The following is a 25,449-nucleotide window of genomic DNA, read 5'->3' as shown; positions in this document are numbered from 1 at the left end:
ATGCCTCAAGGCATGGTCATGGGATCCCGGGTCGGGCAGGGTGCAGAATCGTCGGTCAGCCTGGGCAGCGACAGCCTGGATCCTCTGTTCAGTCTGCCAAGGCCGTTCAATATGTCAAACAAAATGATGCTAAATTGTTAACGGATTTGTCTTGATCTGCTCTGAAACAGCGATTTAACGGGGTGGAGTAGATGGGTATTCATGGCTGGGTCGCCAGAATGGTGGATATATTAAACGCGCAGGGGCTGCGGGGGATGGGGAAAGGCAAAGGCGTCAATAGAAGCACGCCTCCGCAAGGGGAGGCGTGTTTCGGGGATCACAGCAGGTCTTCGATCTCGCCGCGCAGATATTGGTATATCTCGCGATAAGCGATCGGCGGCGTGTTGAGGGTCCGCTCTTTGTTAGCTGTGCGGATCAGTTGGCGCAGCTTCTGGCGATCCAGCTCGTGGAACTGTGACAGCAGTTCGTTGAGGGCGCTGTCACCTTCGGTGATCAGGCGCTCCCGCCACTGCTCCAGACGATGCAGACGTGCATTCACGGTAGAGTGACGGTTTCTGAAGATCGACAGGGCTTCGACGATCGGCTCGATATCACGGCTGCGCATCAGGCGGCCGATAAACTGCAAGTGACGGCGGAATGACTCGTCTTTGTTCGGTTTGAGCTTGCGGCCCAGCTCGACTGCATCGGCAAGCTCTTCATCCAAAGGAATTTTTTCCAGCTCGCTGTGGCTTAAGGAGACAATCTCTGCACCCAGTTTTTGCAACGCTTCTGCATCGCGCTTGAGCTGGCTCTTGCTGGGGCCCCAGTCTTCTAACTCGTTGTCGTCTTGATATTGACTCATCGGTCTCTTGATTCCTGTCTTTCACGTTTGGTGGATATGTTACCAGCTTCTCCCGCTGGGCGCAGGGGTCTGATATGCTTAGTCCCCTTTCCTTCCTTCATACAGATGTGAGTTATGGATCAGCAAGACCAAATCCGCCAGGATCAAGCCCATCTCGAGGCCGTGGTTGCCGAAGCCCTGGAGATAGCCAAAGGACTGGGCGCCTCGCTGGCCGAAGTCTCCATCAGCAAGCAGACCGGGCTGTCGGTGAACACCCGGGGTTGTGAACTGGAAAGCATTGAATTCAATAAGGATGGGGCGCTCGGCATCGCGGTTTACCGCAATGGCTGCAAAGGGTCATCATCGACCACTGATCTGGGCAAACCGGCCATTCGCGCCGCTGTCGAAGCCGCTATCGAGATCGCCCGCCATACTTCTGCCGACGATTGCGCCGGGCTGGCGCCCGCCGAGCTGCTAGCCTGGGATGCCCCTGACTTGCAGCTGTGTCACCAGATTGAGCTGGATCCCCAGCGCGGCATCGAGTTGGCCATCGAGTGTGAGCGGCTGGCACTGGGCCGCGATGCCCGCATCAAGCACTCCGACGGTGCCGGTTTCTCCAGTCATCTCGGCATCAAGGTTTATGGCAACAGTCATGGCTTTGTGAAGGGCTATGCCGCCTCGCGCAACTCCCTGAGCTGCGTGCTGATCGGCGAGCAGGATGGCGAGATGCAGCGGGATTACGGTTACTCATCCAGTCGCGACCTGGCCGGGCTCTGGAGCCCGCAGCGCATCGCCGATGAGGCGGTCGAGCGTACCGTCTCCCGCCTTGGCGCCCGCAAGATCTCTACCCGCCATGCGCCGGTGCTGTTCCACCCTGACACTGCCTCTGGCCTGTGGGGCCATCTGGTGATGGCCATCAGTGGCGGTAATCTCTATCGCAAGTCGAGCTTCCTGTTGGACAAGCTGGGCAAGCAGGTCCTGCCCGAGTGGCTCACCATTCAGGAATTCCCCCATCTGCTGGGCGGGTTGGCCAGTAGCCCGTTCGATGGTGAAGGGGTGCGCACCCGCGACATGGATATTATCCGTAACGGCGAGCTGATGAGCTGGTTGCTTACCTCCTACTCTGCCCGCAAGCTGGGGTTGACCACCACGGGCCATGCCGGTGGCATCCACAACTGGCAGGTCTCCAATACCGGCCAGGATTTTCAAGGCATGCTGAAAGAGATGGGCACTGGCCTGCTGGTGACCGAGCTGATGGGGCAGGGGGTCAATATCGTCAACGGCGACTACTCCCGCGGCGCTGCCGGTTTCTGGGTCGAGAATGGCGAAATAGCCTACCCGGTCGAGGAGATCACCATAGCTGGCAATCTGGCGGAGATGTTCAGCCATATCGTGGCGGTGGGCTGTGACGAGGACGAGCGCTCCAGCCTCAAGACCGGTTCGGTACTGGTCGAGAACATGAAGCTGGCGGGTCATTGATCCGGTAGTTACCCTGCCTGACGGGATGAAATGAGAAAGGCCCCCTCGCCAACGCGAGGGGGCCTTTTTATCAGCTGGCGATCAGTGATCTGCTGGCAAGCGAAGGGCTATCAGCCCTTGATGCGCTCGATGCGGCCACCCAGACCCTGCAGCTTCTGCTCGATGTCTTCGTAGCCACGGTCGATGTGATAGATGCGATCGACGATGGTAGTGCCTTCGGCTACAAAGCCGGCCAGTACCAGACTGGCAGAGGCGCGCAGATCGGTCGCCATCACCTGGGCACCTTTGAGTTGCTCGGTGTCGCGGCAGATGGCCACATTGCCCTGCAGTTCGATGTCGGCGCCCATCCGTACCAGCTCGGGAACGTGCATGAAGCGGTTCTCGAAGATGTTCTCGGTGACCATGGCGGTGCCCTTGGCGACGGCGTTCAGCACGGTGAACTGTGCCTGCATGTCGGTCGGGAAGGCCGGGTAGGGTGCGGTCTTGATGGTGACCGGCTTGAGGGTGCGGCCCGTCATGTCGAGGGTGATCCAGTCAGCCCCTTTCTCGATCAAGGCGCCTGCCTCTTCCAGCTTGACCAGTACCGCTTCCAGCAGGGTCGGGTCGGTGTTGCGGCAGGTGACCTTGCCACCGGTAACCGCTGCGCCCACCAGGAAAGTACCGGTTTCGATACGGTCAGGCTGCACGCTGTAGTCGCCACCGTGCAGGCGCTCGACGCCATCGATGGTCAGGGTGTCAGTGCCTGCGCCCTGGATCTTGGCGCCTAGGGTGGTGAGGAAGTTGGCCAGATCGACCACTTCCGGCTCACGGGCGGCGTTTTCGATCACGGTGCGGCCTTCTGCCAGGGTGGCGGCCATCATCAGGTTCTCGGTACCGGTGACCGAAACCATGTCCATCAGGATATGGGCGCCTTTGAGGCGGCCATCGACACGGGCCTTGATGTAGCCATCTTCGATGGTGATCTTGGCACCCATCAGCTCCAGACCGTGGACGTGCAGGTTGACCGGACGGGCACCGATGGCGCAACCGCCGGGCAGGGAGACGTCAGCTGCCCCGAAACGGGCGGCCAGCGGGCCCAGCGCCAGAATGGAGGCGCGCATGGTCTTCACCAGCTCATAGGGGGCGACGTGGTTGTTCACCGCACCGGTCAGCACGGTGACGTTGCCGTTGACCTTGGTGGTAGCGCCCAGCATCTCCAGCAGCTTGATGGTGGTGCCCACATCTTTCAGGCGCGGCACGTTGGAGAGGTGCACCTCTTCATCACACAGCAGGGTGGCGAACAGGATCGGCAGGGCGGCGTTTTTGGCGCCAGAGATGGTCACTTCGCCGTTGAGAGTACAACGACCATCGATTTTGAATTTGTCCATTTTTACTTCGTTACCAAATCAGGAGGGCAATAGGAATTTACGTTCGCGTTTCCACTCGGCGTCGGTGAACGCCTTGATGGAGAGGGCGTGAATGGCGTTACTGGCGATCTTGTCCATCAGCGGGGCATAGATGGCCTGCTGTTTCTTGACCCGGCTCATGCCGTCAAACATGTCACCGACGGCGATCACTTGGTAGTGACTACCGTCCCCTTTGACATGGACTTCGGACAATGGCAGAGCCTCGAGGAGTATCGCTTCAATTTCAGAGACTTGCATTATGCGTCCTCAGTTGTGAGCGGGGTTGACTGAAACAGCCCGGCCACCCCGTAGAGGGTGGCCAGGGTATAGAAATCACTGGAGGCGCCCACCAGTTGCGGTGTGGCGCCTCGCGCTAATACGGCTTTGGCCCATTTGACCAGCAGCGCCAGCCCGGCGGAGTCGAGGGTGGTGACGCCACCGAGTTCGAGCCGGTCATTCTGCCACCACTGGGCGCGGGATTGCCACAGCTCATTGACCTGTGGCGCCTGCAGCTCACCGCTCAGGATCATGGCTTGATCACTAGCGGTTTGGCGTTGTGCTCGCGCAACTGGGCGATCACCGCATCGATGCCGTTCTGGCGAATGAGGCCGCCCAGCTCGCTCTGTTTGGCAGATAGCAGGCTGATCCCCTCGGCGACCATGTCGAAGGCTTTCCACTCGCCGGTTTTATTGTTCTTGCGCAGCTTGAACTCGAGGAAGATGTCCGGCTTGCCGGGCTCTTTTACGCTGACGCTGACGGCGGTGATGTTGCTGTCACCGGCCGCTTTGCCCGGTTCGACCTTGACGGTCTGCTTGTCAAAGTGGGCCAGCGCGTCGGCGTAGGAGCTCACCATGTATTCGGTAAAGACCTCGACAAAGGCATTGCGCTGCGCCTCGGTGGTCTCTTTAATCTGGTTGCCGAGCACCTTGTAGGCGGCAAAGCGGTTATCCACGTAGGGCAACAGCTCTTCACGGATGATTACCCGCAGGTGATCCGGATTGCTTTTCACCTGAGCCTGATCGGCTTTCAGGCGGGCAAAGGTCTGCTTGGCTGCCTGATCAACCAGTGCGTTGGGGTCGGTGGCATCGACCGCGGCCTGGGCCGACAGGGCAAAGAGCATGCTGGTCATCAGACCCAGCAGCAGGGCGATTTTCTTGAACATGGTTACTCCTTGTTGCTGTCAGGTTTGCTGTCGGAGGATTGGCTGTAGAGGAACTTGCCAATCAAATCTTCCAGCACGATGGCGGATTTGGTGTCTTCAATCAGATCACCATTTTTGAGCATACCGGTTCCCATCTCCTCATCGCTGAAGCCGGGGGCCAGACCAATGTACTGCTCGCCCAGCAGACCCGAGGTCAGGATCGAGAGCGAGCTGGTATCGGAAAACTCGCCAGCACTCTTTTGCATCAGCAAGGTGACTTCGGGCACCTGGGTTTTCGGGTCCAGCGTAATATCGCTGACCCGACCCACCACCACACCGCCGACCTTGATCGGCGAGCGGACTTTCAGGCCGCCGATATTATCGAAATGCGCGCGCAGGGTATAGGTTTCTCCTTCCGGTTTGAAGCTCAAACCGGCCACTTGCAGTGCCAGCGCCAGAATGGCGCCGAGGCCAGCCAGCATGAAGGTGCCAACCAGGAATTCTACTTTGCTGAACTTCATCGTTACCTTATCCAAACATGACTGCGGTGAGTATAAAATCCAGGCCGAGTACGGCGAGGGAGGAGTGGACCACGGTACGGGTCGTGGCCTGACTGATCCCGGCCGAGGTCGGCTTGGCATCATAGCCGTTAAAGAGCGCAATCCAGGTGATCACCAGGGCGAAAATCAGGCTCTTGATGGCCCCCTGCATGATGTCATCCTGCCAGTCGACGGAGGCCTGCATGGCGGACCAGAAGCTCCCTTCATCAACCCCCAGCAAATCCACCCCAACCAGTTTGCCGCCAAAGATACCGATCAGGCTAAACATAAAGGCCAATAGTGGCATGCTGATGACCCCGGCCCAGAAGCGCGGTGCGACGACACGGCGCAGCGGATCGACCGCCATCATCTCGAGGCTGGAGAGTTGTTCGGTGGCCTTCATCAGACCGATCTCGGCGGTCAGGGCAGACCCGGCGCGACCGGCAAATAACAGGCCGGTCACCACAGGCCCCAGTTCCCGCAGCAGGGAGAGAGAGACCAGCGGCCCGAGGCTCTGCTCGGCGCCGAAATCCTTCAATACGTTGTAACCCTGCAGCGAGAGCACCATGCCGATAAACAGGCCGGAGACCAGAATGATGGCCACCGACTGCACGCCCACTACGTAAAGCTGTTGCACCAGCAAGGGAAAGTGTTTGCGTGGTTCGGGTTTGCCCGCCAGTGCATGAAACAGCATGATGGAGGCGCGGCCGACGGAGCTGATAACACGCACCCCGACCCGACCCAGCTTGCTTATTTGACTTATCAACATCAGAGATCCTGTAGCAGATCGCCTGCCGGAAAATGAAACGGAACAGGACCGTCGGGCAACCCTTTGAGGAACTGCTCGACTTCGGGATTGTGCTCCTCGCGCAATTGAGCCGGTGTGCCGTGTGCCACCACCTTGCGATTGGCGATGATGTAGGCATAGTCCGCGATGCTGAGCACCTCTTTCACATCGTGGGTAACGATGACGGAGGTGATGCCAAGGGCATCGTTCAGCTCCTTGATTAGCTTGACCAGCACCGCCATGGTGATGGGGTCCTGCCCGACGAAGGGCTCGTCATACATGATGAGATCAGGGTCAAGGGCGATGGCTCGGGCCAGTGCCGCCCGACGCGCCATGCCGCCGGAGAGCTCGGACGGCATCAATTGTGCCGCGCCGCGCAAGCCCACCGCTTGCAGCTTCATCATGACGATGGTGTGGATCAGCTCCTCCGGCAGGCCAGAGTGCTCCCGCAGCGGGAAGGCCACATTGTCGTAGACCGTCATGCCGGTAAACAGGGCGCCACTCTGGAACAGCATGCTCATCCGTTTGCGCACCTCGTAGAGACGGCTGCGGGAGAGGGTGGGGATATCTTCCCCATCGAACAGGATGTGACCGGACTCAGGTTTGATTTGGCCACCGATTAAGCGCAGCAAGGTGGTTTTGCCGATACCGCTCGGGCCCATGACGGCGGTGACCTTGCCACGGGGAATGGTCAGGCTGATCCCGTCGTACAGCAGCCGATTGCCGTGGCTGAAACTCAGGTCGGAGATGGTGATCAGATCATTGTTCAAACAATTGTCCATCCGGTGTAAATGAGGTGCGAATTTTATGGGGTAGTCTAGGTGTAAGCAACAGCAAGGAACAACTATTGAACAGGTTGCCAGCCTATTTGCACGACAGTTTTCTGTAACAAAGTGCGTCATTCATCGTGGGGTTCACCATCCGATTCGCTTATCCGGGCAGACTTTTTTATAATCCCGCAGCTAATTTCGGCCCGGAGCTGTGTCTTTATGTCTGTAAAGCCTGAGAAAGTGTCTGAACTGTTCGATTTTCGTCGCAGTGCCCGCGCGGTGCTGGACATTGAAAAACAAGCGATAGATGGACTCTATCAGTACCTGAACGATACCTTCGACAGGGCCTGCGAGATGGTGTTGCGCTGCGGCGGCAAGATAGTGGTCACCGGCATGGGCAAGTCGGGCCATATTGGCAGCAAGATTGCCGCGACCCTCGCCAGCACCGGCACGCCAGCCTTCTTCCTCCATCCGGGGGAAGCGAGTCACGGTGACCTGGGGATGGTATCCAGTGGCGATCTCATCATCGCCATCTCCAACTCCGGCGAGAGCGACGAGATCCTGGCCCTGCTGCCGGTGCTCAAACGCCGCGGCATCCCACTCATCTGCATGACCGGCAATCCGGCCTCCACCATGGCCAAAGAGGCCAACGTGCACCTGTGCATCAAGGTGGATAAAGAGGCCTGCCCATTGGGGCTGGCGCCTACCTCCAGTACCACGGCAACCCTGGTGATGGGCGATGCACTGGCGGTGGCCCTGCTGGAAGCGCGCGGCTTTACAGCTGATGATTTTGCCCTTTCTCACCCGGGTGGATCGCTCGGCAAGCGCTTGTTGCTGCGGGTCGGTGACTTGATGCATCGTGGTGAGCTGTTGCCCCGGGTTGGCATCGATGCCACCATCAGCGAGGCACTGCTGGAAGTGAGCCGCAAAGGTCTGGGGATGACGGCGATCATCAATGTCGATGGCGTGCTGGCGGGGTTGTTTACCGATGGTGACCTGCGCCGTATTCTCGACCAGCAGATCGATATCCATCACACCCCCATCAGCCGTGTGATGACCACCAACTGTGTTACCGTAGGGCCAGAGATGATGGCGGCTGAAGCTGTCAAACTGATGGAAACCCGCAAGATTAACGGATTGCTGGTGGTGGATGAGGAGAAGCGCCCGCTCGGTGCCTTTAACATGCACGACCTGCTGAAAGCCGGAGTAATTTGATGCAAAACGTACCGACCCTCTATGGTCCGGTGACGCGCAGCCAGTACGACAAGGCGGCGCAAATCCGCCTGCTGGTGTGCGATGTGGATGGGGTGCTCTCCAACGGCCTCATCTATATGGGAAACAACGGCGAAGAGCTGAAAACCTTCTGCACCCGCGATGGTGCGGGCATGCGGGCGTTGCTCAATGCCGGGATCGAGATCGCCATCATCACCGGGCGCAACTCTCGCATTGTCAGCGATCGGATGAAAAGCCTGGGTGTGGCGCATGTGGTGCAGGGGGCAGACAAGAAACTGCCCCACTTCGAGGCGCTGCTGGCCAAGCTGGGACTGACCCCGGAGCAGGCCGCCTATATGGGTGATGACACCATAGACCTGCCGGTGATGGCCGCCTGTGGCCTTGGCATCGCGGTGGCGGATGCTCATCCGCTGGTGCTGAACCGTGCTGATATGGTGACTCGTCTTGGCGGTGGCATGGGGGCGGTGCGCGAGGTGTGCGACTTGATCCTGCAGGCGCAGGGCCATGACGATTATCAGCCCGAGGCGTCGGTATGAGCAGACAGACCCTGTTGTTTGCCTTATTGCTGCTGGTGGCGCTGGTCGCCTGGCAGTTGGGCAAGGTGGAGCTGGTGCCGGAGAGTGCCGTCAAAATCGAAAACTATCAGCCGGATTTTGTCGCTAAAGATCTGGTGACCACCCGCTTTGACATGAATGGTAAACGTACCGAGCGGCTGGAGTCGACCTACGCCGAGTATTATCAAATCCTCGAGCAGGCGACCTTCGACCAGCCGGTGGTCTATATGTATGACGAGCAGGGGAGTGCCGAGTGGAAGATCACTGCCGAAACCGGCGTGCTCAACACCGGTGACAACGTGATCCTGCGGGATAAGGTGCATCTGGATGGGCTACTGCCAACTAGCTTCATCTCCACGCTCGATACGCCCTATCTGGAGCTGGATCTGGTGACGCAGGATGTGCGCAGCAACCGGGAAGTAAATATTCTGGGTCGGGATTTCCAGACCCAAGGGGTTGGCCTAAAAGGCCATCTGGACCGCAAATATTTTGAGTTACTGGATCAAGGTCATGCCATTTATTTCAATGAAAAACGCTAATCTGGCCCTCGCAGCCCTGCTGTTGTGTGGTGCTGTGACCGCCAAAGAGTCCGATTTTGCCGAGAAGGTCTATGTCGATGCCGTCAAGCAGGTGGCCGAGATGCAGGATAATCGCATCACCTTTGAACAGAATGTCATCATCACTCAGGGCACCATCAAGATCCATGCCGACAAGGTGGTGGTGACCCGTTCCGGCGAGAAAGGGGCCGAGGTGATGACTGCCTACGGCAAGCCAGCGACCTTCTTCCAGATCATGGATAACGGCAAGCCGGTCAATGCTCATGGCAATAGCATTCGTTACGAGCTGAAAAACCGGCTGGTCACCATTACCGGCAACGGTCAGCTCAAGCAGGAAGATAGTCTGGTCACTGGCGACCTGATCCGTTATGACATCGACAAACAGAAGATGACTGCCGAGAGCAAGAACCCGACCCAGCGGGTCAGGACCGAGTTCCTGCCGGATCAGGTAGAGAACTTCGACAAACCCGCCGACCAGAAGAAGCAGGGAAAATAAGCCATGGCAGTGTTAAAAGCAGTTGGGCTGCAAAAAAGCTACAAACGTCGCATGGTGGTCAGCGACGTTAGCCTGGAAGTGGGCACTGGCCAGATTGTCGGCCTGCTGGGCCCCAACGGGGCGGGCAAGACCACCTCCTTCTACATGATCGTGGGACTGGTGCAACGGGATGCCGGTCTCATCACCATTGATGATCAGGATATCAGCCTGCAGCCGATGCATGTGCGGGCTCGCAATGGCATCGGCTACCTGCCGCAGGAGGCCTCTATTTTCCGCCGGCTGTCGGTATTCGACAACCTGATGGGGGTGATGCAGACCCGCAAAGGGCTGAGCCGCGAAGAGCGGGAAGACAAGGTTCAGCAACTGCTGGAAGAGTTCAACATCACCCACATTCGCGATAACCTGGGCCAAAGCCTCTCCGGCGGTGAGCGCCGTCGGGTCGAGATCGCCCGCGCGCTGGCGGCCGAGCCGCGTTTTATTCTGCTGGATGAACCCTTTGCCGGGGTCGACCCGATTTCTGTGATAGACATCAAGAAGATCATTCAGCATCTGAAAGATAGAGGCCTTGGCGTCTTGATTACCGACCACAACGTCAGAGAGACTCTGGACGTATGTGAGAAGGCCTATATCGTCAGCCACGGCAAGATGATTGCCGAAGGTGCACCGGCAGACATCCTTGCCGATGAACAGGTCAAGCGCGTCTATTTGGGCGATCAATTCAGTCTATAGTAAGGGGGCATGCCTTCATTCTCTTTGACGAATGCCTCGCTGAACATAAGGATATCCCGACGTAGATGAAGCCGACATTACAGTTGCGTCTCGGTCAGTCCCTGACCATGACGCCGCAATTACAACAAGCGATTCGTCTGCTCCAGCTCTCCACTTTGGAACTTCAGCAGGAAATTCAGCAAGCGCTCGAGAATAACCCCCTGCTGGAGCAGGAAGAGAGTGAGGTACAAGAGACCAGTCCGGAAGAGCCTGTTGACGCCAGCCGGCTGGATTCAAGCGATGCCATGGCGCAGGAGCAGATGCCGGACGAGTTGCCGGTAGATACCACTTGGGATGAAGTCTACTCTGCCGGGACCGCCCAGAGCGCTGGCCCTATCCACGATGGGGAAGATAGCGTTTATCAGGGGGAGACCACCGAAAACCTGCAGGATTATCTGTTGTGGCAGATGCGGCTGACCCCGTTCAGCGATGTGGATGCCGCCATCGCCCTCGCTATCATTGATGCTATCGACGAATCCGGCTATCTGACCGTTGAGCTGGAGGATATCCTGCAAGCGGTCAGTAGCGATGCGCTGGAGGTCGAGCTTGATGAGGTCGAAGCTGTGCTCAAGCGGGTGCAGCATTTCGATCCGGTCGGCATCGCTGCCCGTTCGGTACAGGAGTGTTTGTTGATCCAGCTGGGGCAGTATGACCCGCAGACCCCCTGGCTCAATGAGGCCAAGGAGGTGATCCTCGAACATATGGATCTGCTCGGTAATCGTGACTACCGAACCCTGGCGCGCAAGACCAAACTCAAAGAGAGCGACCTCAAGTTGGTGCTGGATCTGATCCAGCTGCTGGAGCCGCGCCCCGGCAATGGCATCATCCAGAGTGACTCCCAATATGTGATCCCCGATGTCTCTGTGGTCAAGAAGGGTAGCAAGTGGGTCGTTGAGCTCAATCCTGATTCTTCCCCGCGAATCCGGGTCAACGAGACCTATGCTGCCATGGCCCGCAATGCGCGCAGTGGCACGGATACCCAATTTATTCGCTCCCATCTGCAGGAAGCCAAATGGTTCATCAAGAGCCTCGAGAGTCGCAATGATACCCTGCTGAAAGTAGCCTGTTGTATTGTCGAGCAACAACAGGGCTTTTTCGAGTATGGTGAAGAGGCGATGAAGCCGATGGTGCTCAACGACATCGCCGAAGCGGTGGAGATGCATGAATCGACCATTTCCCGGGTGACGACCCAGAAATACATGCATACCCCAAGGGGCATATTTGAACTGAAGTTTTTTTTCTCCAGCCATGTGAACACCGAAGGAGGAGGAGAGTGCTCATCGACCGCAATTCGCGCGCTCATCAAGAAGCTGGTCACGGCAGAGAATCCTGCCAAGCCGTTAAGTGATAGCAAGATCGCGGATTTGCTGGCCGAACAGGGTATTATGGTGGCGAGACGCACGATCGCTAAGTATCGCGAATCCTTGTTTATCGCACCTTCCAATCAGCGTAAACGCCTGGTTTAGGCAAAACAAAAGGATGATGTTATGCAAATTAACCTGACCGGACACCATGTCGAGATCACCGAAGCTCTGCGTGAATACGTGAGTAACAAATTTGCCAAACTCGAGCGTCACTTTGACCACATTAATAACGTGCATGTGGTGCTTAGTGTGGAAAAACTGAACCAGATAGCGGAAGCTAAATTGCATGTCAGTGGCGGCGAAGTGTTTGCTACCTCTGAGCATGCTGATATGTATGCTGCGATAGACACCTTGCTCGACAAGCTGGACAGGCAGATCATCAAGCACAAAGATAAGTTAAATAAAAAATAACTATGCAACTTGAACATATATTGAGTCGGGACTGCACCAAAAGTGCAGTCCCTTGTACCAGCAAGAAACGCGCCCTCGAAATCATCAGCGAGTTGGCCGCCGAACGCCTTGGCACCTCCCGTCAGGCGCTGTTCGAATGCTTGCTGGCCCGCGAAAAAATGGGCAGTACCGGGATCGGTGCCGGTATTGCGATTCCCCACGGTCGTATTGATGATGCGTTCCCGCCAACCGCGATTTTGATGACCTTTGCTGATCCCATCCCTTTTGATGCCATCGACAACCAACCGGTCGACCTGTTGTTTGCCTTGCTGGTACCGGAAAGCGAGTGCAAGCAGCATCTCAAGACCCTTTCCCTGATGGCCTCCAAGCTGGGTGACAAGGCGGTCTGTCGCCAATTGCGTCAGGCAACCAGCGATGAAGAGCTCTATCAGATCATGACCTCGGCCTGATACTCAGGCTTGGAATGAACCACCTGTTTTGGCGTGAGGGAACAAGATGCAGTTAATCGTGGTAAGTGGGCGTTCGGGCTCCGGTAAAACGGTAGCCCTGCGTGTGCTGGAAGATCTGGGTTACTACTGTGTGGATAACCTGCCGGTTAACTTGCTGCCCCAGCTGATTGTCTCGGTCGAAAGCCAGTATGACAAGCTGGCGGTCAGCATCGACGTGCGCAACCTGCCGAGCGATCCGGATAAGCTGGAAAACCTGTTGGCGCAGGTGCGCAATGAAGGGCGAGTCACGTTCTCCAGCTTCTTCTTTGATGCCGACAACGGCACCTTGCTCAAGCGTTATGGCGAGAGCCGCCGCTTGCACCCCCTGTCGCGTAACAAACTGTCGCTGGATGAGGCGATCCGTGAAGAGACCAATTTGCTGGCGCCCATCTCCTCGACAGCGGATCTGCGGATCGACACCACCACCCTCAGCATTCATGACCTGAGTGAGCTCATCAAAACCCGGGTGCTCGGCAAGAAAGAGAACGAGCTGGTGCTGGTATTCGAGTCGTTCGGTTTCAAGTACGGCATTCCCAAGGACGCGGATTTCGTGTTCGATGCCCGTTTCTTGCCCAATCCGCATTGGGTCCCCGAGCTCAAGCCGTTTACTGGCAAGGATGAGCCGGTCGCCAACTACCTCTCTGCACAGGCCGATGTGATGCTGTTTACCCAGCAGATCGAGCATATGCTGGTGACCTGGTTGCCCCATCTGGAGCGTAACAATCGCAGCTATGTGACGGTTGGCATCGGTTGTACCGGTGGTCAGCACCGCTCGGTCTTTATCGCCGAACGGCTGGCCAGCGCCTTCCGTTTGCTCGGCAAGAACGTGCAGATCCGGCACCGTACTCTCGACAAGAGTGCCCCCCAATCCTGATGGACCAATAGGACGACCCGATGACTGTTTCCGCCTCGGTTGAAGTGAAAAACAAGCTGGGCATTCACGCCAGACCAGCCATGATGCTGTTTGAGCTGGTGCAGGGTTTCGATGCCCACGTGCTGCTGCGCAATGAAGATGGTGTGGAGGCCGATGCTGACAGCATCATCGGCCTGCTGATGCTGGATTCTGCCCAAGGGCGGCAGGTGGAGGTACAGGTTGAGGGCCCCGAAGAGGAGGAAGCCCTGGCTGCGGTGGTGGAGCTGTTTACCTCCGGCTTTAACGAGGAGTAATCCCTTCCCGTTCCGTATTATGAGCCAGTACGAGCCAGCGCTTTGAAGCTGGCAAAGTCCCGACAAGCCAGCAGATTTTTGCTGGCTTTTTCGTTCATCAGTGCCAGAAACAGGTCGTAGAGACCCATAGCTTCTTCGTAGTCGGCCTTGCTGATGGCCAGCACGAAAATAAGCGTCGCGATTTCACCATTGCCCCAGTCGATACCCTGCGGTGCCAGCACGGTGTAAACCAGAGTACGGCGTGCCAGCAGACCGAGGGAGTGGGGCAGTGCGATACCCTCTCCCAGCATGGTGGAGACGATGCTCTCCCGCTCCTGCAGCGAAGCGCGGAAATCTTGCTCGACCAGCCCTTCATGTTCCAGCTGATCGCAAACCCGGGCAAAAAGCTGGCGTTGGCTGAGTGGTTCATTCACCACCATGAAGTGGTCGGCATCAAAATATTTGTCGAGCATATAGGGGCGGGTACGGTCGATCAGCACCAGTTTGCCGAGTTGCTCCAGTTGGTATTGGGTCGGGAAGGGATCGACCTGTACCACGGGAGCACTCTTCTCATTTACCTTGATGGTGCTGATGACAAAGTCTTGCTCGATCTGCACCAACCCTTCGTAATCCCGGACCGACTCCAGCGTGGTCAGTTGCAGCTGGGGGTACTCCCGCCTGATGCGAGCCTCCAGTACCCGGAACGTGGCGTTGCCGGCATCGCACAACAAAAGCGCCTGTGGACGGCGGGTATAACCGATGTCGTAGTGGCGTTCCAGACCGACCCCTATATGGATCACCAGATAGCCGATCTCGTGGTGGGTCAGCCGGTAAGGGGTCTGCTTTATCCACGCCGAAATGGCGGCCAGCGTGATGTCATAGGCGAGGGGATAGTACTGCTTGATGTGATCAGCCAGCGGGTTGTGGTTGCCAATCTGGTATTTGACCCGCAGCAGCATGGCGCTGATATGGTTTTGCAAATCGGCCCGCAGTTGCTGGTCGCCGCGCAGGTCATACGGGTAGTGCTGATGGATGTAGCAGAGCAGATGCTCGACCAGTTGTTCGCTCTCTGCCGCCATGGCCGGGCTCAGACTCGGACTGTCGGCAATCAGACGTGCCTGGATCTGGATGGCGAGACCAGCGATCTCGTCATCGGCTGGCGGCGTCAGGGTTGGCAGTTCCGCATAAATATCGCGGGCCACCGCCAGCAGCGGTGTGGTCAGATCTTCGCTGGCGAAGTGGTGCAGCTCGTGTCCCGAAGCTTGCCGCAGCAGGGCGACGGCACAGTAGATCGTGAGTTGCTGCAGGCTCTCATCGGCGAGGCGTAACTGATGGCGAGCGAGCTGGGCGTGGATGTGATTGCCCACCACCTCCATCGTCTTGCTGGGGCAGAGGTTGGGCAGCAGGCTCTGCAATTGGGTGTTGTGTAGCAACTCCTGATAGAGCAGCTGGGTCAGACAGGCACGGATCGCGGTCTCGTCTCCCTGAATGCGCATCCCCAGTCGGGGTTTGCTCTCGACCCCGAGTCTGAAGTGGCCGAGTTGCTCGCGCACTTCCGCCATGTCTCCTTGCAGCGCCGTCCGGCTCAGATACCAGGTATCGGCCAAATCATCGAGCTTGATCCCCTGCTCCGCCGTCAACAACAGGATCTGCAGATGCAGCACTCGCTCGCGGCTGGTGCGGGGCAGCGCGCTCTCCTGCTCTTGTGCGGCCAGCAACCCATCAAACAGTCCCTGATTGTAGATCTTCAACTGGTAGCCGCTGCCGCGCTGATGGATCAGGTGGGCGCCGTGGGTGGCAATCAGCTCGTTGAGGGTCGCCACATCGGTGCGCACCGTGCGGGTGGAGACATTGAGACGACGTGCCAGCTCCTCCTGGGGCAGTGGTTCGGCATGGAGTTGGGTCAGCAGTTGATGGAGTCTGGGGTGGGGCAGCTTGATCATGAGGGGGATAGGACTCCTGTCGCGAGATAAAGGCTCAATGTTAACCACGGGACTATCAACAAACCAGCCACTGACAGATCGATCAGTCAGTGGCTGGCGGCATGTCAGCTTTTCCCTACTTAGTCAGACAACAGCTGCTTTACCATATCCAGCAGGGTACGCACATCCTCGGTGCGGGTCTGGCCGCTTTCGCTGTCGATAATGGAGCTGTAGACGTGGGGGATCACCTTCTCAACCCCGGCGTCCAGCGCGATCCGCACTATCTCCTCGAAGTTCTCCAGATCGATACCGCCAGTGGGCTCCAGCCAGAAGCCGTGGCGGGCACAAGCCTCGGCCACCGCCTGATACTCGTCGCGGCAGGCCAGCCCGCCCATGGGGAAGAACTTGACCGAGCTGCCGCCCATATCCTTGAGCAGGGCGATGGCGGTATCGATGGGGACAATGCCGTCCGGCTGCTGTGCACTCAGGGGGCCGGTGGAGATCTTCACCATGCCCGGCGTGCCGGTGGGGGAGATCAGCCCATTCACCAGTGTGTGTGGCTGGCCGAGCAACGCCCGGCTGGCGCCTACCCCAGTGAACACCTGGTTGACGTGCTGGGGCTGCAGCTGGCGAGCCAGCTCGGCCACCATGGCGGACTGGCGCGGATCGCCGGCTCCCAGCCCGATGGAGAGCGCATTGTCGATAAGGGCCGCGTACTCCTTCATATCGGCGACCGCAGCGGGGATGTCCGGATAGTTTTTCGAGAGCACGCCGACCAGCACATGGCCTTCAGCTGCGTCGTACACAGCAACGGCATTATCTTTGGAACTTGCCAGTACGTTGAGGCAGACACGATCACGGTAGTAGTTGGGAGTAAGGGACATCAGCGATTCTCCTGAACGAGGTTGGCAATGGCGGAATGGATCTGGTCGAGCTGGGGCACGGTGACGCTGCGTACGTCGATCTCGATGTGCCCCTCGTTGGCCTTGTAGCCACGGCAGTAGATGGCGGGATTGCCCTGCTGCAGGCGGCCGACGAGCTGCACCGTGGTCATGCCGATCTGCGGGTAGTCAAACGCGATATCGGTGCGGGCAATGTCACGTCCTGCGCTGTCCCACACCACCTTGGCGCTGACGCCGGGCAGCTGGTTGAGGCGCTCGATAAAGGGGCTCATCTTGGCGACCATGGCGGCGCCGCTCTCCTTCTCTTTGGCCAGATAGCGTTCGATGGCATGAGTCAGGCCAAGGATCCCCTCCTTGCCTACCTTCATGGCGCGGCCGATGCCGTTGGCCTGCTGTTTGACCCATTCCACGTACTGGCGCTTGCCGAGCACCAGCCCGCTGGTGGGCCCTTCGATGGCCTTGGCGCCGCTGTAGATGACCAGATCCGCCCCCTGGTTGTAATAGAGCCGCAGATCCTCTTCGGCGGCCGCATCAACGATCAGCGGCAGGTTGTGCGCCAGGGCCACCTCGGCGGCCTCGGCCACCGACAGAATGCTCTTCTGCACACAGTGGTGGGATTTGATGTAGAGGATGGCAGCGGTATTGGCACTGATGGCGGCGGCCAGTTGGGCGGGAGAGCACTCGTTGGCATAGCCCGCTTCCACCACCTTGCCGCCACCCAGATTGACCATGGTGCCGACGGGAGCGCCGAAGTTGACGTTATGCCCCTTGGGCAGCACGATTTCACTCTGCACCCCGTGGGCATGGGCGTGCAGCTGCTCCAGCCGGTAGGGGTCGCCACGCACTATCACGGCGGCCACCGACTGGGCGATACCGGCACTGGCGCAGGAGACCACCACCGCATCCTCCACATCCAGCAAGCCAGCCAGATAGGCGCCGGTCTTGTTGACCAGATCCTTGACCTCGAAGTAGTGGCCGAGGCCGAAGTTGACCGCATCGACCACCTCCTGCTCGGGGGTGGATACGCCGAGAATGGTCATGCGCCCGGAGGCGTTGATCACCGGTTTGAGCTGATATTTCTCATAAACAGAAGGCATGGTGTGATTTCCCATTGTGAGTCAGAACCAGTTCGCCCCCCACCAGGGCGGCGAGAGGCAGCAGTTGTTGGTCACCGCTGCGGGACTGGGCTTCGGTATCCATAAACAGGCTCGGGCCGCTGGCGACCTCGAACAGGGTCAGATCGGCATCGGCGCCCACCTCGAGTCGCCCCTTGCCGGTCAGCCGCAATGCATCGGCCGCCTGATGGGTGACACAGGCCAGTACCTGCTCCAGCGTCATGCCGATGGCGAGAAACTTCGACATCACGTGAGCCAGACTGTAGACCGGCCCCTTGATACGGTTCTTGCAGTAGATGTCGGAGCTGATGGTGTGGGGCAGGATCCCCTGAGCAATGGCCAGCTCCGCCACTTCAAAGCTGAAGCTGGCGCCGCCGTGGCCAATGTCGAGCAACAGGCCCCGTTGCATCGCCTCGCGCACCGCGACCCGCAGCTCGCCAGCCGGAGTCAGGATGCGGTTCGGTTTGCCGTTGAAGCAGTGGGTCAGCAGGTCGCTATCCCCCAGCAGGGTCACAATCTCGTCCAGCTCCGGCGGCGTGTTGCCCACGTGTACCATCAGCGGCAGCTGGCCATGGGCCTGTTGCAGCGCCTTGGCCATGCGCAGCGGTTGCAGGCCGTTTTCTCCCACCACACTACCGCTCATGCGCGCCTTGATGCCGACGATAAATTCGGGGTGGCGGCGAATGGCTGCCGAGGCGAGATCCATATCCAGATCCCGGCTGTCCGCCAGCTCATTCTGGCGCAGCAGGCCGATGCGGGAGAGGTTGAGCAGGGCGTGCACCCGGGTCTTGCAACCAGCGGCGATCCGCTGGAAGTCGTCCACGTCATCCGCCCCTGTACTGCCCGCGTCGATGACGGTGGTGACGCCGGATTCCACCCCGACCTTGTCCGGTTCATCGTGATAGATGGGGGAGGCGGGGTAGCAGTGGGTGTGGCCGTCAATCCAGCCTGCGCTCACATGAATACGACCGGCGAGCTCGAGGGTCTCTCTGGCAACCGCCTCAGCAGGCAGGTGACCAATGGCCGCCAGCTTGCCCTCCTTGATGGCGATATCGACGAGCTGGCCATCTCCCTGGCGCCCGGCTCTGATAATCATGTCGTACATGGTGATGACCTCTAGAGTGCTGCCCCGCAGGGCAGCAGGTGCTTACACAAGGGCGACCGGGAAGAAGGTGCCGAGCAGCATTGCCCCCAGAATGGCGCCGCCGGTGATGGGCTTGCCCCACACGTAGAACAGCAGTGCACCCAGTAGGGAACCCAGGCCGATAGGGATGGAGGCGCCCATGGCGGAGAGGATGATCAGCGGGCCAAGGAAGCGGCCGGAGCTGTTGCCAGCCCCCATCATCACGTCAGCGCCGTAGGTGGAGTTGCTCTGGTTGATGGTGAACTTGCGCGCCAGAATGATCACGTAGCCGATAGCCAGACCAATCACCATGCCGGTCACCAGCGAGGCGCCGAAGTTTTCCACCGGATAGACGATACCGGCGCCCAACAACAGGGCGGGAACGCCCAGCCCGACCCCGGTCTGGATGGCGCCGCCGATATCGAGAATCCCCACCAGCGAGCCCTCGATGATACGGGCAAACAGGAAGCTGGCACCGAATGCGGCGACCGCGCCGTAAGCGCCGGTGTCCATTCCCGCTTTCAGCATGGCGACGAAGGCCACCTCGTTGAAGGCGCCGACCCCGTACAGGTAGAACATGTGGGTACCGGCAAACACCCCGGCTGACAGCAGGCCGACAAAGATGGGGAATGACCAGTCGGCGTACCAGAAGTTGTTTCTCAGTTTCTCATCCATGGCATGGCCCCTTATTTGCCGCTAAGCAGGTTGTGGACGTTTTCCAGCCACAGGGGAATGCCCATATGGAAGGATTCAATCAGTTTCATATCGAAGCCGCGGAAGAAGCCGCTCAGCACGAACAGCAGCACGATGGCGGCCATCATCACCTTGGTGACGTGGTTCCAACCGCTCTCTTCTACCCCTTTGCCGATCAGGATGCCAAGCACCAGACCCGGTACCGCGTTGCCCATGATGAGCTGGGCCAGACCGCCGAAGATGGTGGCCCAGAAACCGGATTTTTTGCCCGCTTCGATGGCGGCGAGCCAGAAGATCACCGGCATGACGGTGTTGACCAGCAGGTTGGCTGCCGGCACCAGCACCTTGACGGCGGTCACTTGCAGGGCTTCCGGCACTGCGGCGGCGGTGCTGTTGAGGAAAGCGACCACGATGGCGCCTATGATGCCGCTGGCGATCGCCATCTTTTTCGGGTCATGCAGGGTAGTGGCGAGATCCCGGTTCTTGAACAGCAGTGCTGCCGTGGCCCAGTGCGGGATGATGCGGTGATCCACATCCTGGGTGAAGGCACCCGCTGCCACGGTCGAGGCCCAGGCGTTGAAGAAGAAGCCAAGGCCGAACGAGAAGTGGGAGGCGGGATCCCCTTCACAGGAGTTGAGTTCGCCCAGGGTACGGAAGGCGCCCATGCCCTGTACGGTCGGGGCGTGGAACATCCGCGCCGCGCCGGCCCCCACCCCGACGCCAACCAGGCCGCCAATGATGAGAGACTTGATAAAAATGATTAGAAACATCCAACGTATCCTTCTTGTGGGGTTGTGCCTGCGCAGGCATCACGCTTGAGTGAATGCCACCTTGGCGACATCCATACTGGTGACCTGAACCTTGATCTCCAGCTCAACGCGGTATTCGCAGCGCTGGCGCGGCAGGAAGAAGAACAGGAACTTCTCCACCCGGACCGACTCTTCTGCCTTGAGCACCTGTACCTCGAGCGGCTCAATTCGCAGCATCACCAGCGGGTTGTCCTTGAGCAGGGTTGGTTGCACCTGACTGAGGGCGGCGGCAAATGCCTGCTGGCGGGTCGCCCCCTTGCCGTTGACGATGACCTGGGTGGTGAAGTTCTCTTTCATCAGGCGCGTCCGTGCTTCTTGGCGAAGGCTTCGACCAGCTTTTGGCCCAGCTCTTCCTTGTCCATGAAACCGAAACCCAGCACCACGCACCCTTCGTTGATGGCGGTGACGCCCTCTTCAATGGAGCGCATGCCGTAGCGGCACTTGTAGCCGTACTTGGTCTGGGCGGTGATGGCGCCGGCGCCGCCGCTGCCACAGAAGGAGATGCCGAGATCCGCCTGCTCCTTGTTCATCACGTCACCGAGCTTCATGTCGGCGGCCATGCCGGGAATGACGGTTACTGTGGCGCCAGCAGTTTCTGCACCAGCCCCGACTTTTTGGCCCTTGCCGAGACGATCTCCAATCACGAGTTTGATAGTTGTCATATTGATTTCTCCTGTTGTTACGGGTGCAGCACTGCGCTGAGTTCGTTTTCTTTGGCGACTTCGAAATGGACGGACAAGAGGTGTGCCTCTTCGTAGGCGAGTCTTTCCAGCCAGCTGACGACCTGTTCGGCAAGACGCAGCGAGAGGGGGGAGATCTCGTCAAACAGGCTGAGGTCGACCTCTGGCAGGGGCTCGCCACTATAAGAGCGCCACACCATGGCCTTGACGTGGGAGGCCAGCATTTGCCGTTGCACCTCGTTGGGGATGATGCCCTGTTCGGCCAGCAGGGGATGGATGCGTGCCAGCATATGGTCGGTCTGGCGCAACAACTCCGGGCTGTTCGGGGTCAGGGTCTGGTCGTGAGTCTCTGTTTGCAATGTCTGCTCTCCAAGGCTGGCAGAAGGTATGGGCTTACCCTAAGCCCACGCGGCGATGCAGAGGAGGCAGCGTTTTTCCGATTCAAAGCGGAAATTCCTGAATAAATCGTCGAAAACGGGCCTTTTGGCAGAGGGAAAGGCAACAAGGGAATTTATTGAGACCCATTTAATGTGACCTGTGACTCACTTCGCCGAGGGCCACTGTGGGGACAGCATTGTGTGAAATTGTGATATTTATCGCAGAATTTAACGAAATGAAGTGAGCACGGGGGCTGGTGGCCAAGGTGCGACAACATGGTGTGGCGGTGACGGTTCCCCTTGGTATGAACAGGGGGCTTCATAAAAAACTGGCCAGCAAGGGCTGGCCAGTTTGGGTAGTTGTCACAGGGATCAGAAGCGGTAGCTGCCGGTCAGGCTCAGCTGACGGGGTGTACCCGGCATGATCTGGGTGGCACTGGTGGCGCTGACGAAGTACTCGTGGTCAGTCAGGTTCTCGGCACTCAGCTCGGCTTCCCACTGTTGCCAGCGATAACCGGCGCGCGCATCGAAGCGGGCGTAACCGGGCAGGGCCGTGGTGTTGGCGTTGTCGGCGAAGCGATCGCCCACCGCCGTCACGCCGGTTTCACCGAACCAGCCCTGCTCGCCGCTCTTGTAGCCGAGATAGAACTGGCCATTCTGACGGGAGACGTTCATCGGGCGCTTGCCCTGCAGATCCGCATCCGCCTTGACCTGCTCGGCATCCTGAATGGCGAAGCCGCCACGCAGATAGATCTCTTCGGTCAGCTCGGCGCGAGCGCTCAGCTCGACACCCTCGGTGCGTTGCATGCCGGTGAGGATCACCTTGGTGGGATCCAGCGGATCCTTGGTGCGTTTGTTGTACATCTCCAGTCGATAGAGGGAGAGGGTGGTCGCCAGCTTGCCGTTCAGCCAGTCACTCTTCACGCCACCTTCGTAGAGACGGGTGTGCTGGGGCTCCAGCCCGTTGTTCTTGTCACCCGGGGTGATGCCGATCAGCTCGCCGCCCACCGGGGTAAAGGTCTTGCTGTAGGAGGTGTAGAAGGCGTGATCCTCGAGGGGATTCCACACCAGACCGAGGCGCGGGCTCAGGCTGTTGACCGAGACGCTCTCCTCCTTGTTGAGGTCGTAGCGGCGACTGGTGACGGTGAAGTCGTCACGGCGCAGCCCGCCCACCAGATGCCAGTCACCCAGGCTGAGCTGATCCTGCAGATAGAGGCCATTGCCGCGCACCTTGTGTTTGGCGTCGCTGGAGAGCTTCATGGCGCCATTGTAGGTGGGCAGCGAGCCCGGATCGTAGAGGTTGCCAGACGGGATGGCGGTGGCGTTCTGGTAGAGCTTGGGTGTGCGCTGCTGCCAGTTCTGCTCGAAGCCGACCAGCAGGCGATGCTCCACCGGGCCGGTCTGGAACAGACCTTCGGCCTCGGTGTTGCTGATCAGGGTCTTCGCTTTCAGATCCTGCTGCCAGCGGGAGCGGGTCACCTGATCCCCTTTGACGCTGGTGACATAGGTGTTGTCAAACTGGCTGTCGAGGGTGGAGTAACCGAGCTGCTGGCGCAGCTGCCACTGATCGTTGATATCCCAGGAGAGGCGGGAGCGGGTGGATTGCGCCACGTCATCGATGAAGTCGCGGCTGGTATCGCTGTAAACATACTCCCGCGGCACATCGGCCGGACGACCATTGACCCCGGGAATGCCACGATCCGGGGTGCGATCATGTTCGTTGCGCTCGTACTGCACCAGCCAGTTGAGGTTGTCGCTGATCTCCCAGTTGGCGGAGGGGGCCAGCAGGGTGCGCTTGCTCTTCACGCCGTTGCGGAAGCTATCTTTGTCCTCTTGCGCCATGTTGAGGCGCAGCTGTACCTGTTCGCTTGCCTCGCCATTGAGGTCGGCGGCCAGCCGCTGGCTGTCAAAACTGCCGACCCGGGCGGTGATGCTGGACTCCTCTCCTTTCTGCGGCTTTTTGCTGACCCGATTGACTATGCCCCCCGTGCTGCCGCGGCCGTACAGCACGGCTGCCGGGCCTTTCAGCACTTCCACCCGCTCGATGTTGCCGAGATCCCGGGTGTACTGCATGTCGTCGCGGAACCCGTCGAGATAGAAGTCGTTGCTGGCGCTGAAGCCGCGGATATTGACCCCGTCGAAGCGGGTATCACCGCTGGCGTTGACCCCGGGAATGCCGCTTAGGGCCTCACTCAGCGTCGGTTGGCCGAAGGCGGTCAGCTCGCTGACCTTGACGCTGTCGATGGTCTGGGGAACCAGTTTGGCTGGCGTATTGGTACGGGTGGCGGTGGCAACTTCCTGATGCTGGGATCGTTTGCCAACCACAGTCATGGTTTCATCGGCGGCCTGGGCAGTGAAGCCGGTGCCCAGTAGTGCCAGCGAGACCAGCGTTCTGCGAAAGTGAGGGTGCTGCATATTCAATATTGACTCTTTGAATGTCGACCTGACGGCTCGAACATATTGATTTAATTATAATTAGCCTGACCCGCCAAAGCGGGATGCCAATGATATTGATTTTCATTTATCTGGCAAGATGAAAATGGAGGGATGTGTGGAGGGGGGGGCGGTTGGGAAAGCGTGGTTGAAACGTAGAGTCCCTGCAGCAAACAGCGAGCACAAAGCGAGAGCAAAAAGGGCAAAGCGGAAGAGAAAGGGACGAAACGTGAAGAGATATCCGGCCCGATGTGTCGGGCCGGATACAGGGCTCAGTGGGTGCGTAGCAGTCGGCGGGTGAGGGGGATGGCCGCCAGCAGGCGATAGGCCAGCAGAGAAGCTCCCAGCAGCAGCGGCACCTTGGCGATCTCCCACAGGATGGATGCGCTGTGCGGGCCGAACATGAAGAGCCAGACCACCAGCATCATGTGCAGGCAGTAGATCCCTAGCACTTTGGGGGCCTGACGCTCCAGCCAGCTGCCCTTGCCCCACTCGGGGTTGGCCAGCAGCAGGCCAAACAGACCGAGAGCCCAGGGAAGGGAGCCGAGCAGGAAGTCGTGGCGGGTGAGCGGCACGCTATCGAGCAGGTAGAGCCCGATCGCCTCCAGGGCATAGATGGCCATGCCCACTGTCAGTAATCCCCAACTGCTGCGTGCAGTTGGCTGCCACTGCCGCTGACGCAAGGTGGCCCCCAGCGCCACAAACAGCAGGGAGAAGAAGGGGCCGTTGCGGGTGAGCAGTGGCCACTCGGCGCCCAGCAGCGGTTTGGCATAGGAGCCACCGAGCAACGCCAGCAGGTAGAGGCCAAGACCCAACCAGAGGGCAAGCGCTGGCCTGCCAAGCCGGTGGCAGAGCGCCAGCAGGGTCACCGCCATGATCAGAGCGGGCAGGAACCAGAGGTGGATCATGCCGCCCACCAGCCAGCCGTTGAGGGGGTCGGCGAGCTGGAACTGCCACTGCCCGCGCAGGGAGGCCAGATAGCCTTGCTGCACGGCATCCAGCGGATTGAAAGGCACCAGCAGGTAGACCAGGCTCCACACCAGCCAGAGCAGCAGCAAGGGGCGGCAGTAGCGCCAGGCAACGGTCAGCGATGCCTCGCGACTCAGTCTCGGTTGCAGAAAGTAACCGGCACAGAGGAAAAACAGCGGAACGGCAAAGCGGCATAGCTGGTTGATTGTGCCGCTCAGCCAGAACCATGACTCGCCTCCCCACAGGGCGGGGTTGAACGGGTTGGCGAAGGGGGAGACGTGAATGGTCATCACGGCCAGCATGGCCAGCACCCGCCCGCACTCGATACTGGAAATTCGCATGGTGGTTCGTCGTTACAGGGGTTGTGACTGCACGCTAAAACCCTTACTGGCAACTTACAACCAATTGATTTTATTAGTGTGAAACACATTATTGAGTAGTTACGTTTTGTAACGGGATGGCGGGAGGTGTTACCTGTAACGGGAGCT

The 25,449-nt window shown here is 59.1% G+C and carries 30 protein-coding genes; 11 read left to right on the top strand and 19 right to left on the bottom strand.

Annotated features, from left to right (window positions below; genetic code table 11):
- Nucleotides 1–316: 316 nt before the first annotated feature.
- Nucleotides 317–841: a ribosome biogenesis factor YjgA gene (gene yjgA / locus ACY8FN_RS01725; RefSeq protein WP_101320752.1), complete on the bottom strand. Its 525-nt coding sequence runs from the start codon at nt 839–841 to the stop codon at nt 317–319.
- Nucleotides 842–955: 114 nt separating this feature from the next.
- On the opposite strand from yjgA, the gene pmbA reads away from it, so the two are divergent.
- A complete protein-coding gene (gene pmbA, locus ACY8FN_RS01720) occupies nt 956–2,299 on the top strand; it encodes a metalloprotease PmbA (protein ID WP_438580168.1) in 1,344 nt (447 codons plus the stop codon).
- A gap of 110 nt (nt 2,300–2,409) precedes the next feature.
- Here the strand turns inward: pmbA and murA are convergent, their stop codons facing one another.
- The 7 genes from murA to mlaF are packed head-to-tail and all read right to left on the bottom strand — an operon-like array spanning nt 2,410 to nt 6,933.
- Nucleotides 2,410–3,666, bottom strand: a complete 1,257-nt coding sequence (gene murA / locus ACY8FN_RS01715; protein WP_042024513.1) for a UDP-N-acetylglucosamine 1-carboxyvinyltransferase — start codon at nt 3,664–3,666, stop codon at nt 2,410–2,412.
- Between the two features lie 18 nt (nt 3,667–3,684).
- A complete protein-coding gene (gene ibaG / locus ACY8FN_RS01710) occupies nt 3,685–3,942 on the bottom strand; it encodes a BolA family iron metabolism protein IbaG (protein WP_005306001.1) in 258 nt (85 codons plus the stop codon).
- A complete protein-coding gene (locus ACY8FN_RS01705) occupies nt 3,942–4,214 on the bottom strand; it encodes an STAS domain-containing protein (protein WP_101320746.1) in 273 nt (90 codons plus the stop codon). The genes ibaG and ACY8FN_RS01705 overlap by 1 nt, the downstream gene beginning before the upstream one ends.
- Nucleotides 4,211–4,846: a phospholipid-binding protein MlaC gene (gene mlaC / locus ACY8FN_RS01700; RefSeq protein ID WP_101323436.1), complete on the bottom strand. Its 636-nt coding sequence runs from the start codon at nt 4,844–4,846 to the stop codon at nt 4,211–4,213. Before mlaC ends, ACY8FN_RS01705 begins: the two co-directional genes overlap by 4 nt.
- A 2-nt stretch (nt 4,847–4,848) precedes the next feature.
- Nucleotides 4,849–5,346 (bottom strand): outer membrane lipid asymmetry maintenance protein MlaD, encoded by a 498-nt coding sequence (gene mlaD, locus ACY8FN_RS01695; protein ID WP_101320742.1) that lies wholly within the window; start codon nt 5,344–5,346, stop codon nt 4,849–4,851.
- A gap of 7 nt (nt 5,347–5,353) precedes the next feature.
- Complete coding sequence (gene mlaE / locus ACY8FN_RS01690) at nt 5,354–6,133, bottom strand: lipid asymmetry maintenance ABC transporter permease subunit MlaE (RefSeq protein WP_068978662.1); 780 nt, start codon at nt 6,131–6,133, stop codon at nt 5,354–5,356.
- Entirely contained in the window at nt 6,133–6,933 is an 801-nt protein-coding gene (gene mlaF, locus ACY8FN_RS01685) for a phospholipid ABC transporter ATP-binding protein MlaF (protein ID WP_042024519.1), read from the bottom strand. Before mlaF ends, mlaE begins: the two co-directional genes overlap by 1 nt.
- A gap of 207 nt (nt 6,934–7,140) precedes the next feature.
- Between mlaF and ACY8FN_RS01680 the strand changes: the two genes are divergently transcribed.
- From ACY8FN_RS01680 to npr, 10 genes are all read left to right on the top strand, one after another.
- Nucleotides 7,141–8,136 (top strand): KpsF/GutQ family sugar-phosphate isomerase, encoded by a 996-nt coding sequence (locus ACY8FN_RS01680; RefSeq protein WP_042024520.1) that lies wholly within the window; start codon nt 7,141–7,143, stop codon nt 8,134–8,136.
- Nucleotides 8,136–8,690: a 3-deoxy-manno-octulosonate-8-phosphatase KdsC gene (gene kdsC, locus ACY8FN_RS01675; protein WP_463099071.1), complete on the top strand. Its 555-nt coding sequence runs from the start codon at nt 8,136–8,138 to the stop codon at nt 8,688–8,690. The genes ACY8FN_RS01680 and kdsC overlap by 1 nt, the downstream gene beginning before the upstream one ends.
- Nucleotides 8,687–9,247, top strand: a complete 561-nt coding sequence (lptC, locus tag ACY8FN_RS01670) for an LPS export ABC transporter periplasmic protein LptC (RefSeq protein WP_463099070.1) — start codon at nt 8,687–8,689, stop codon at nt 9,245–9,247. The genes kdsC and lptC overlap by 4 nt, the downstream gene beginning before the upstream one ends.
- Nucleotides 9,234–9,761 carry a lipopolysaccharide transport periplasmic protein LptA gene (lptA, locus tag ACY8FN_RS01665; protein WP_042024523.1) on the top strand — a complete coding sequence of 176 codons (528 nt, stop codon included), beginning with the start codon at nt 9,234–9,236 and terminating at the stop codon, nt 9,759–9,761. Before lptC ends, lptA begins: the two co-directional genes overlap by 14 nt.
- A gap of 3 nt (nt 9,762–9,764) precedes the next feature.
- Nucleotides 9,765–10,490, top strand: coding sequence for an LPS export ABC transporter ATP-binding protein (lptB, locus tag ACY8FN_RS01660; RefSeq protein ID WP_005336333.1), 726 nt, complete (start codon nt 9,765–9,767; stop codon nt 10,488–10,490).
- Between the two features lie 65 nt (nt 10,491–10,555).
- A complete protein-coding gene (locus ACY8FN_RS01655; protein ID WP_463099069.1) occupies nt 10,556–11,995 on the top strand; it encodes an RNA polymerase factor sigma-54 in 1,440 nt (479 codons plus the stop codon).
- Between the two features lie 21 nt (nt 11,996–12,016).
- Complete coding sequence (hpf, locus tag ACY8FN_RS01650; protein WP_042024526.1) at nt 12,017–12,304, top strand: ribosome hibernation promoting factor; 288 nt, start codon at nt 12,017–12,019, stop codon at nt 12,302–12,304.
- Between the two features lie 2 nt (nt 12,305–12,306).
- Nucleotides 12,307–12,753: a PTS IIA-like nitrogen regulatory protein PtsN gene (ptsN, locus tag ACY8FN_RS01645; RefSeq protein ID WP_042024527.1), complete on the top strand. Its 447-nt coding sequence runs from the start codon at nt 12,307–12,309 to the stop codon at nt 12,751–12,753.
- Nucleotides 12,754–12,799: 46 nt separating this feature from the next.
- Nucleotides 12,800–13,666 (top strand): RNase adapter RapZ, encoded by an 867-nt coding sequence (rapZ, locus tag ACY8FN_RS01640; protein ID WP_101320736.1) that lies wholly within the window; start codon nt 12,800–12,802, stop codon nt 13,664–13,666.
- A 20-nt stretch (nt 13,667–13,686) separates the two neighbouring features.
- Entirely contained in the window at nt 13,687–13,959 is a 273-nt protein-coding gene (npr, locus tag ACY8FN_RS01635) for a PTS phosphocarrier protein NPr (RefSeq protein WP_042024530.1), read from the top strand.
- Between the two features lie 17 nt (nt 13,960–13,976).
- Here the strand turns inward: npr and ACY8FN_RS01630 are convergent, their stop codons facing one another.
- From ACY8FN_RS01630 to ACY8FN_RS01580, 11 genes are all read right to left on the bottom strand, one after another.
- A complete protein-coding gene (locus ACY8FN_RS01630; protein WP_463099068.1) occupies nt 13,977–15,881 on the bottom strand; it encodes a BglG family transcription antiterminator in 1,905 nt (634 codons plus the stop codon).
- Nucleotides 15,882–16,000: 119 nt separating this feature from the next.
- Nucleotides 16,001–16,744 carry a 2-dehydro-3-deoxy-phosphogluconate aldolase gene (gene dagF, locus ACY8FN_RS01625; RefSeq protein WP_463099067.1) on the bottom strand — a complete coding sequence of 248 codons (744 nt, stop codon included), beginning with the start codon at nt 16,742–16,744 and terminating at the stop codon, nt 16,001–16,003.
- Entirely contained in the window at nt 16,744–17,859 is a 1,116-nt protein-coding gene (locus tag ACY8FN_RS01620) for a DgaE family pyridoxal phosphate-dependent ammonia lyase (RefSeq protein WP_463099066.1), read from the bottom strand. Before ACY8FN_RS01620 ends, dagF begins: the two co-directional genes overlap by 1 nt.
- Nucleotides 17,843–18,982, bottom strand: coding sequence for an amidohydrolase/deacetylase family metallohydrolase (locus tag ACY8FN_RS01615; RefSeq protein WP_463099065.1), 1,140 nt, complete (start codon nt 18,980–18,982; stop codon nt 17,843–17,845). Before ACY8FN_RS01615 ends, ACY8FN_RS01620 begins: the two co-directional genes overlap by 17 nt.
- Nucleotides 18,983–19,024: 42 nt before the next feature.
- Nucleotides 19,025–19,675 carry a DUF4310 family protein gene (locus tag ACY8FN_RS01610; RefSeq protein WP_042024540.1) on the bottom strand — a complete coding sequence of 217 codons (651 nt, stop codon included), beginning with the start codon at nt 19,673–19,675 and terminating at the stop codon, nt 19,025–19,027.
- An 11-nt stretch (nt 19,676–19,686) separates the two neighbouring features.
- The gene (locus tag ACY8FN_RS01605; RefSeq protein ID WP_101346092.1) at nt 19,687–20,463 is read right to left on the bottom strand and encodes a DUF4311 domain-containing protein; all 777 of its coding nucleotides are present in this window, start codon (nt 20,461–20,463) and stop codon (nt 19,687–19,689) included.
- Nucleotides 20,464–20,502: 39 nt separating this feature from the next.
- A complete protein-coding gene (locus ACY8FN_RS01600) occupies nt 20,503–20,799 on the bottom strand; it encodes a DUF4312 family protein (RefSeq protein ID WP_463099064.1) in 297 nt (98 codons plus the stop codon).
- Nucleotides 20,799–21,164 carry a glycine-rich SFCGS family protein gene (locus ACY8FN_RS01595; protein WP_463099063.1) on the bottom strand — a complete coding sequence of 122 codons (366 nt, stop codon included), beginning with the start codon at nt 21,162–21,164 and terminating at the stop codon, nt 20,799–20,801. The genes ACY8FN_RS01600 and ACY8FN_RS01595 overlap by 1 nt, the downstream gene beginning before the upstream one ends.
- Nucleotides 21,165–21,181: 17 nt before the next feature.
- Nucleotides 21,182–21,541, bottom strand: a complete 360-nt coding sequence (locus tag ACY8FN_RS01590) for a transcriptional regulator (RefSeq protein WP_139691144.1) — start codon at nt 21,539–21,541, stop codon at nt 21,182–21,184.
- A gap of 390 nt (nt 21,542–21,931) precedes the next feature.
- Nucleotides 21,932–23,974, bottom strand: a complete 2,043-nt coding sequence (locus ACY8FN_RS01585) for a TonB-dependent receptor (protein ID WP_463099062.1) — start codon at nt 23,972–23,974, stop codon at nt 21,932–21,934.
- Between the two features lie 290 nt (nt 23,975–24,264).
- Nucleotides 24,265–25,302: an acyltransferase gene (locus tag ACY8FN_RS01580; RefSeq protein ID WP_463099061.1), complete on the bottom strand. Its 1,038-nt coding sequence runs from the start codon at nt 25,300–25,302 to the stop codon at nt 24,265–24,267.
- Nucleotides 25,303–25,449: the final 147 nt, after the last annotated feature.

It is taken from the genome of Aeromonas sp. 160P (assembly GCF_055193095.1).
This window is presented reverse-complemented; position numbering and strand designations above follow the sequence as displayed.

Coding starts and splice junctions, on each gene's coding strand:
- yjgA (WP_101320752.1), bottom strand. CDS start 841: ATGAGTCAATATCAAGACGACAACGAGTTAGAAGACTGGGGCCCCAGC.
- pmbA (WP_438580168.1), top strand. CDS start 956: ATGGATCAGCAAGACCAAATCCGCCAGGATCAAGCCCATCTCGAGGCC.
- murA (WP_042024513.1), bottom strand. CDS start 3,666: ATGGACAAATTCAAAATCGATGGTCGTTGTACTCTCAACGGCGAAGTG.
- ibaG (WP_005306001.1), bottom strand. CDS start 3,942: ATGCAAGTCTCTGAAATTGAAGCGATACTCCTCGAGGCTCTGCCATTG.
- ACY8FN_RS01705 (WP_101320746.1), bottom strand. CDS start 4,214: ATGATCCTGAGCGGTGAGCTGCAGGCGCCACAGGTCAATGAGCTGTGG.
- mlaC (WP_101323436.1), bottom strand. CDS start 4,846: ATGTTCAAGAAAATCGCCCTGCTGCTGGGTCTGATGACCAGCATGCTC.
- mlaD (WP_101320742.1), bottom strand. CDS start 5,346: ATGAAGTTCAGCAAAGTAGAATTCCTGGTTGGCACCTTCATGCTGGCT.
- mlaE (WP_068978662.1), bottom strand. CDS start 6,133: ATGTTGATAAGTCAAATAAGCAAGCTGGGTCGGGTCGGGGTGCGTGTT.
- mlaF (WP_042024519.1), bottom strand. CDS start 6,933: ATGGACAATTGTTTGAACAATGATCTGATCACCATCTCCGACCTGAGT.
- ACY8FN_RS01680 (WP_042024520.1), top strand. CDS start 7,141: ATGTCTGTAAAGCCTGAGAAAGTGTCTGAACTGTTCGATTTTCGTCGC.
- kdsC (WP_463099071.1), top strand. CDS start 8,136: ATGCAAAACGTACCGACCCTCTATGGTCCGGTGACGCGCAGCCAGTAC.
- lptC (WP_463099070.1), top strand. CDS start 8,687: ATGAGCAGACAGACCCTGTTGTTTGCCTTATTGCTGCTGGTGGCGCTG.
- lptA (WP_042024523.1), top strand. CDS start 9,234: ATGAAAAACGCTAATCTGGCCCTCGCAGCCCTGCTGTTGTGTGGTGCT.
- lptB (WP_005336333.1), top strand. CDS start 9,765: ATGGCAGTGTTAAAAGCAGTTGGGCTGCAAAAAAGCTACAAACGTCGC.
- ACY8FN_RS01655 (WP_463099069.1), top strand. CDS start 10,556: ATGAAGCCGACATTACAGTTGCGTCTCGGTCAGTCCCTGACCATGACG.
- hpf (WP_042024526.1), top strand. CDS start 12,017: ATGCAAATTAACCTGACCGGACACCATGTCGAGATCACCGAAGCTCTG.
- ptsN (WP_042024527.1), top strand. CDS start 12,307: ATGCAACTTGAACATATATTGAGTCGGGACTGCACCAAAAGTGCAGTC.
- rapZ (WP_101320736.1), top strand. CDS start 12,800: ATGCAGTTAATCGTGGTAAGTGGGCGTTCGGGCTCCGGTAAAACGGTA.
- npr (WP_042024530.1), top strand. CDS start 13,687: ATGACTGTTTCCGCCTCGGTTGAAGTGAAAAACAAGCTGGGCATTCAC.
- ACY8FN_RS01630 (WP_463099068.1), bottom strand. CDS start 15,881: ATGATCAAGCTGCCCCACCCCAGACTCCATCAACTGCTGACCCAACTC.
- dagF (WP_463099067.1), bottom strand. CDS start 16,744: ATGTCCCTTACTCCCAACTACTACCGTGATCGTGTCTGCCTCAACGTA.
- ACY8FN_RS01620 (WP_463099066.1), bottom strand. CDS start 17,859: ATGCCTTCTGTTTATGAGAAATATCAGCTCAAACCGGTGATCAACGCC.
- ACY8FN_RS01615 (WP_463099065.1), bottom strand. CDS start 18,982: ATGTACGACATGATTATCAGAGCCGGGCGCCAGGGAGATGGCCAGCTC.
- ACY8FN_RS01610 (WP_042024540.1), bottom strand. CDS start 19,675: ATGGATGAGAAACTGAGAAACAACTTCTGGTACGCCGACTGGTCATTC.
- ACY8FN_RS01605 (WP_101346092.1), bottom strand. CDS start 20,463: ATGTTTCTAATCATTTTTATCAAGTCTCTCATCATTGGCGGCCTGGTT.
- ACY8FN_RS01600 (WP_463099064.1), bottom strand. CDS start 20,799: ATGAAAGAGAACTTCACCACCCAGGTCATCGTCAACGGCAAGGGGGCG.
- ACY8FN_RS01595 (WP_463099063.1), bottom strand. CDS start 21,164: ATGACAACTATCAAACTCGTGATTGGAGATCGTCTCGGCAAGGGCCAA.
- ACY8FN_RS01585 (WP_463099062.1), bottom strand. CDS start 23,974: ATGCAGCACCCTCACTTTCGCAGAACGCTGGTCTCGCTGGCACTACTG.
- ACY8FN_RS01580 (WP_463099061.1), bottom strand. CDS start 25,302: ATGCGAATTTCCAGTATCGAGTGCGGGCGGGTGCTGGCCATGCTGGCC.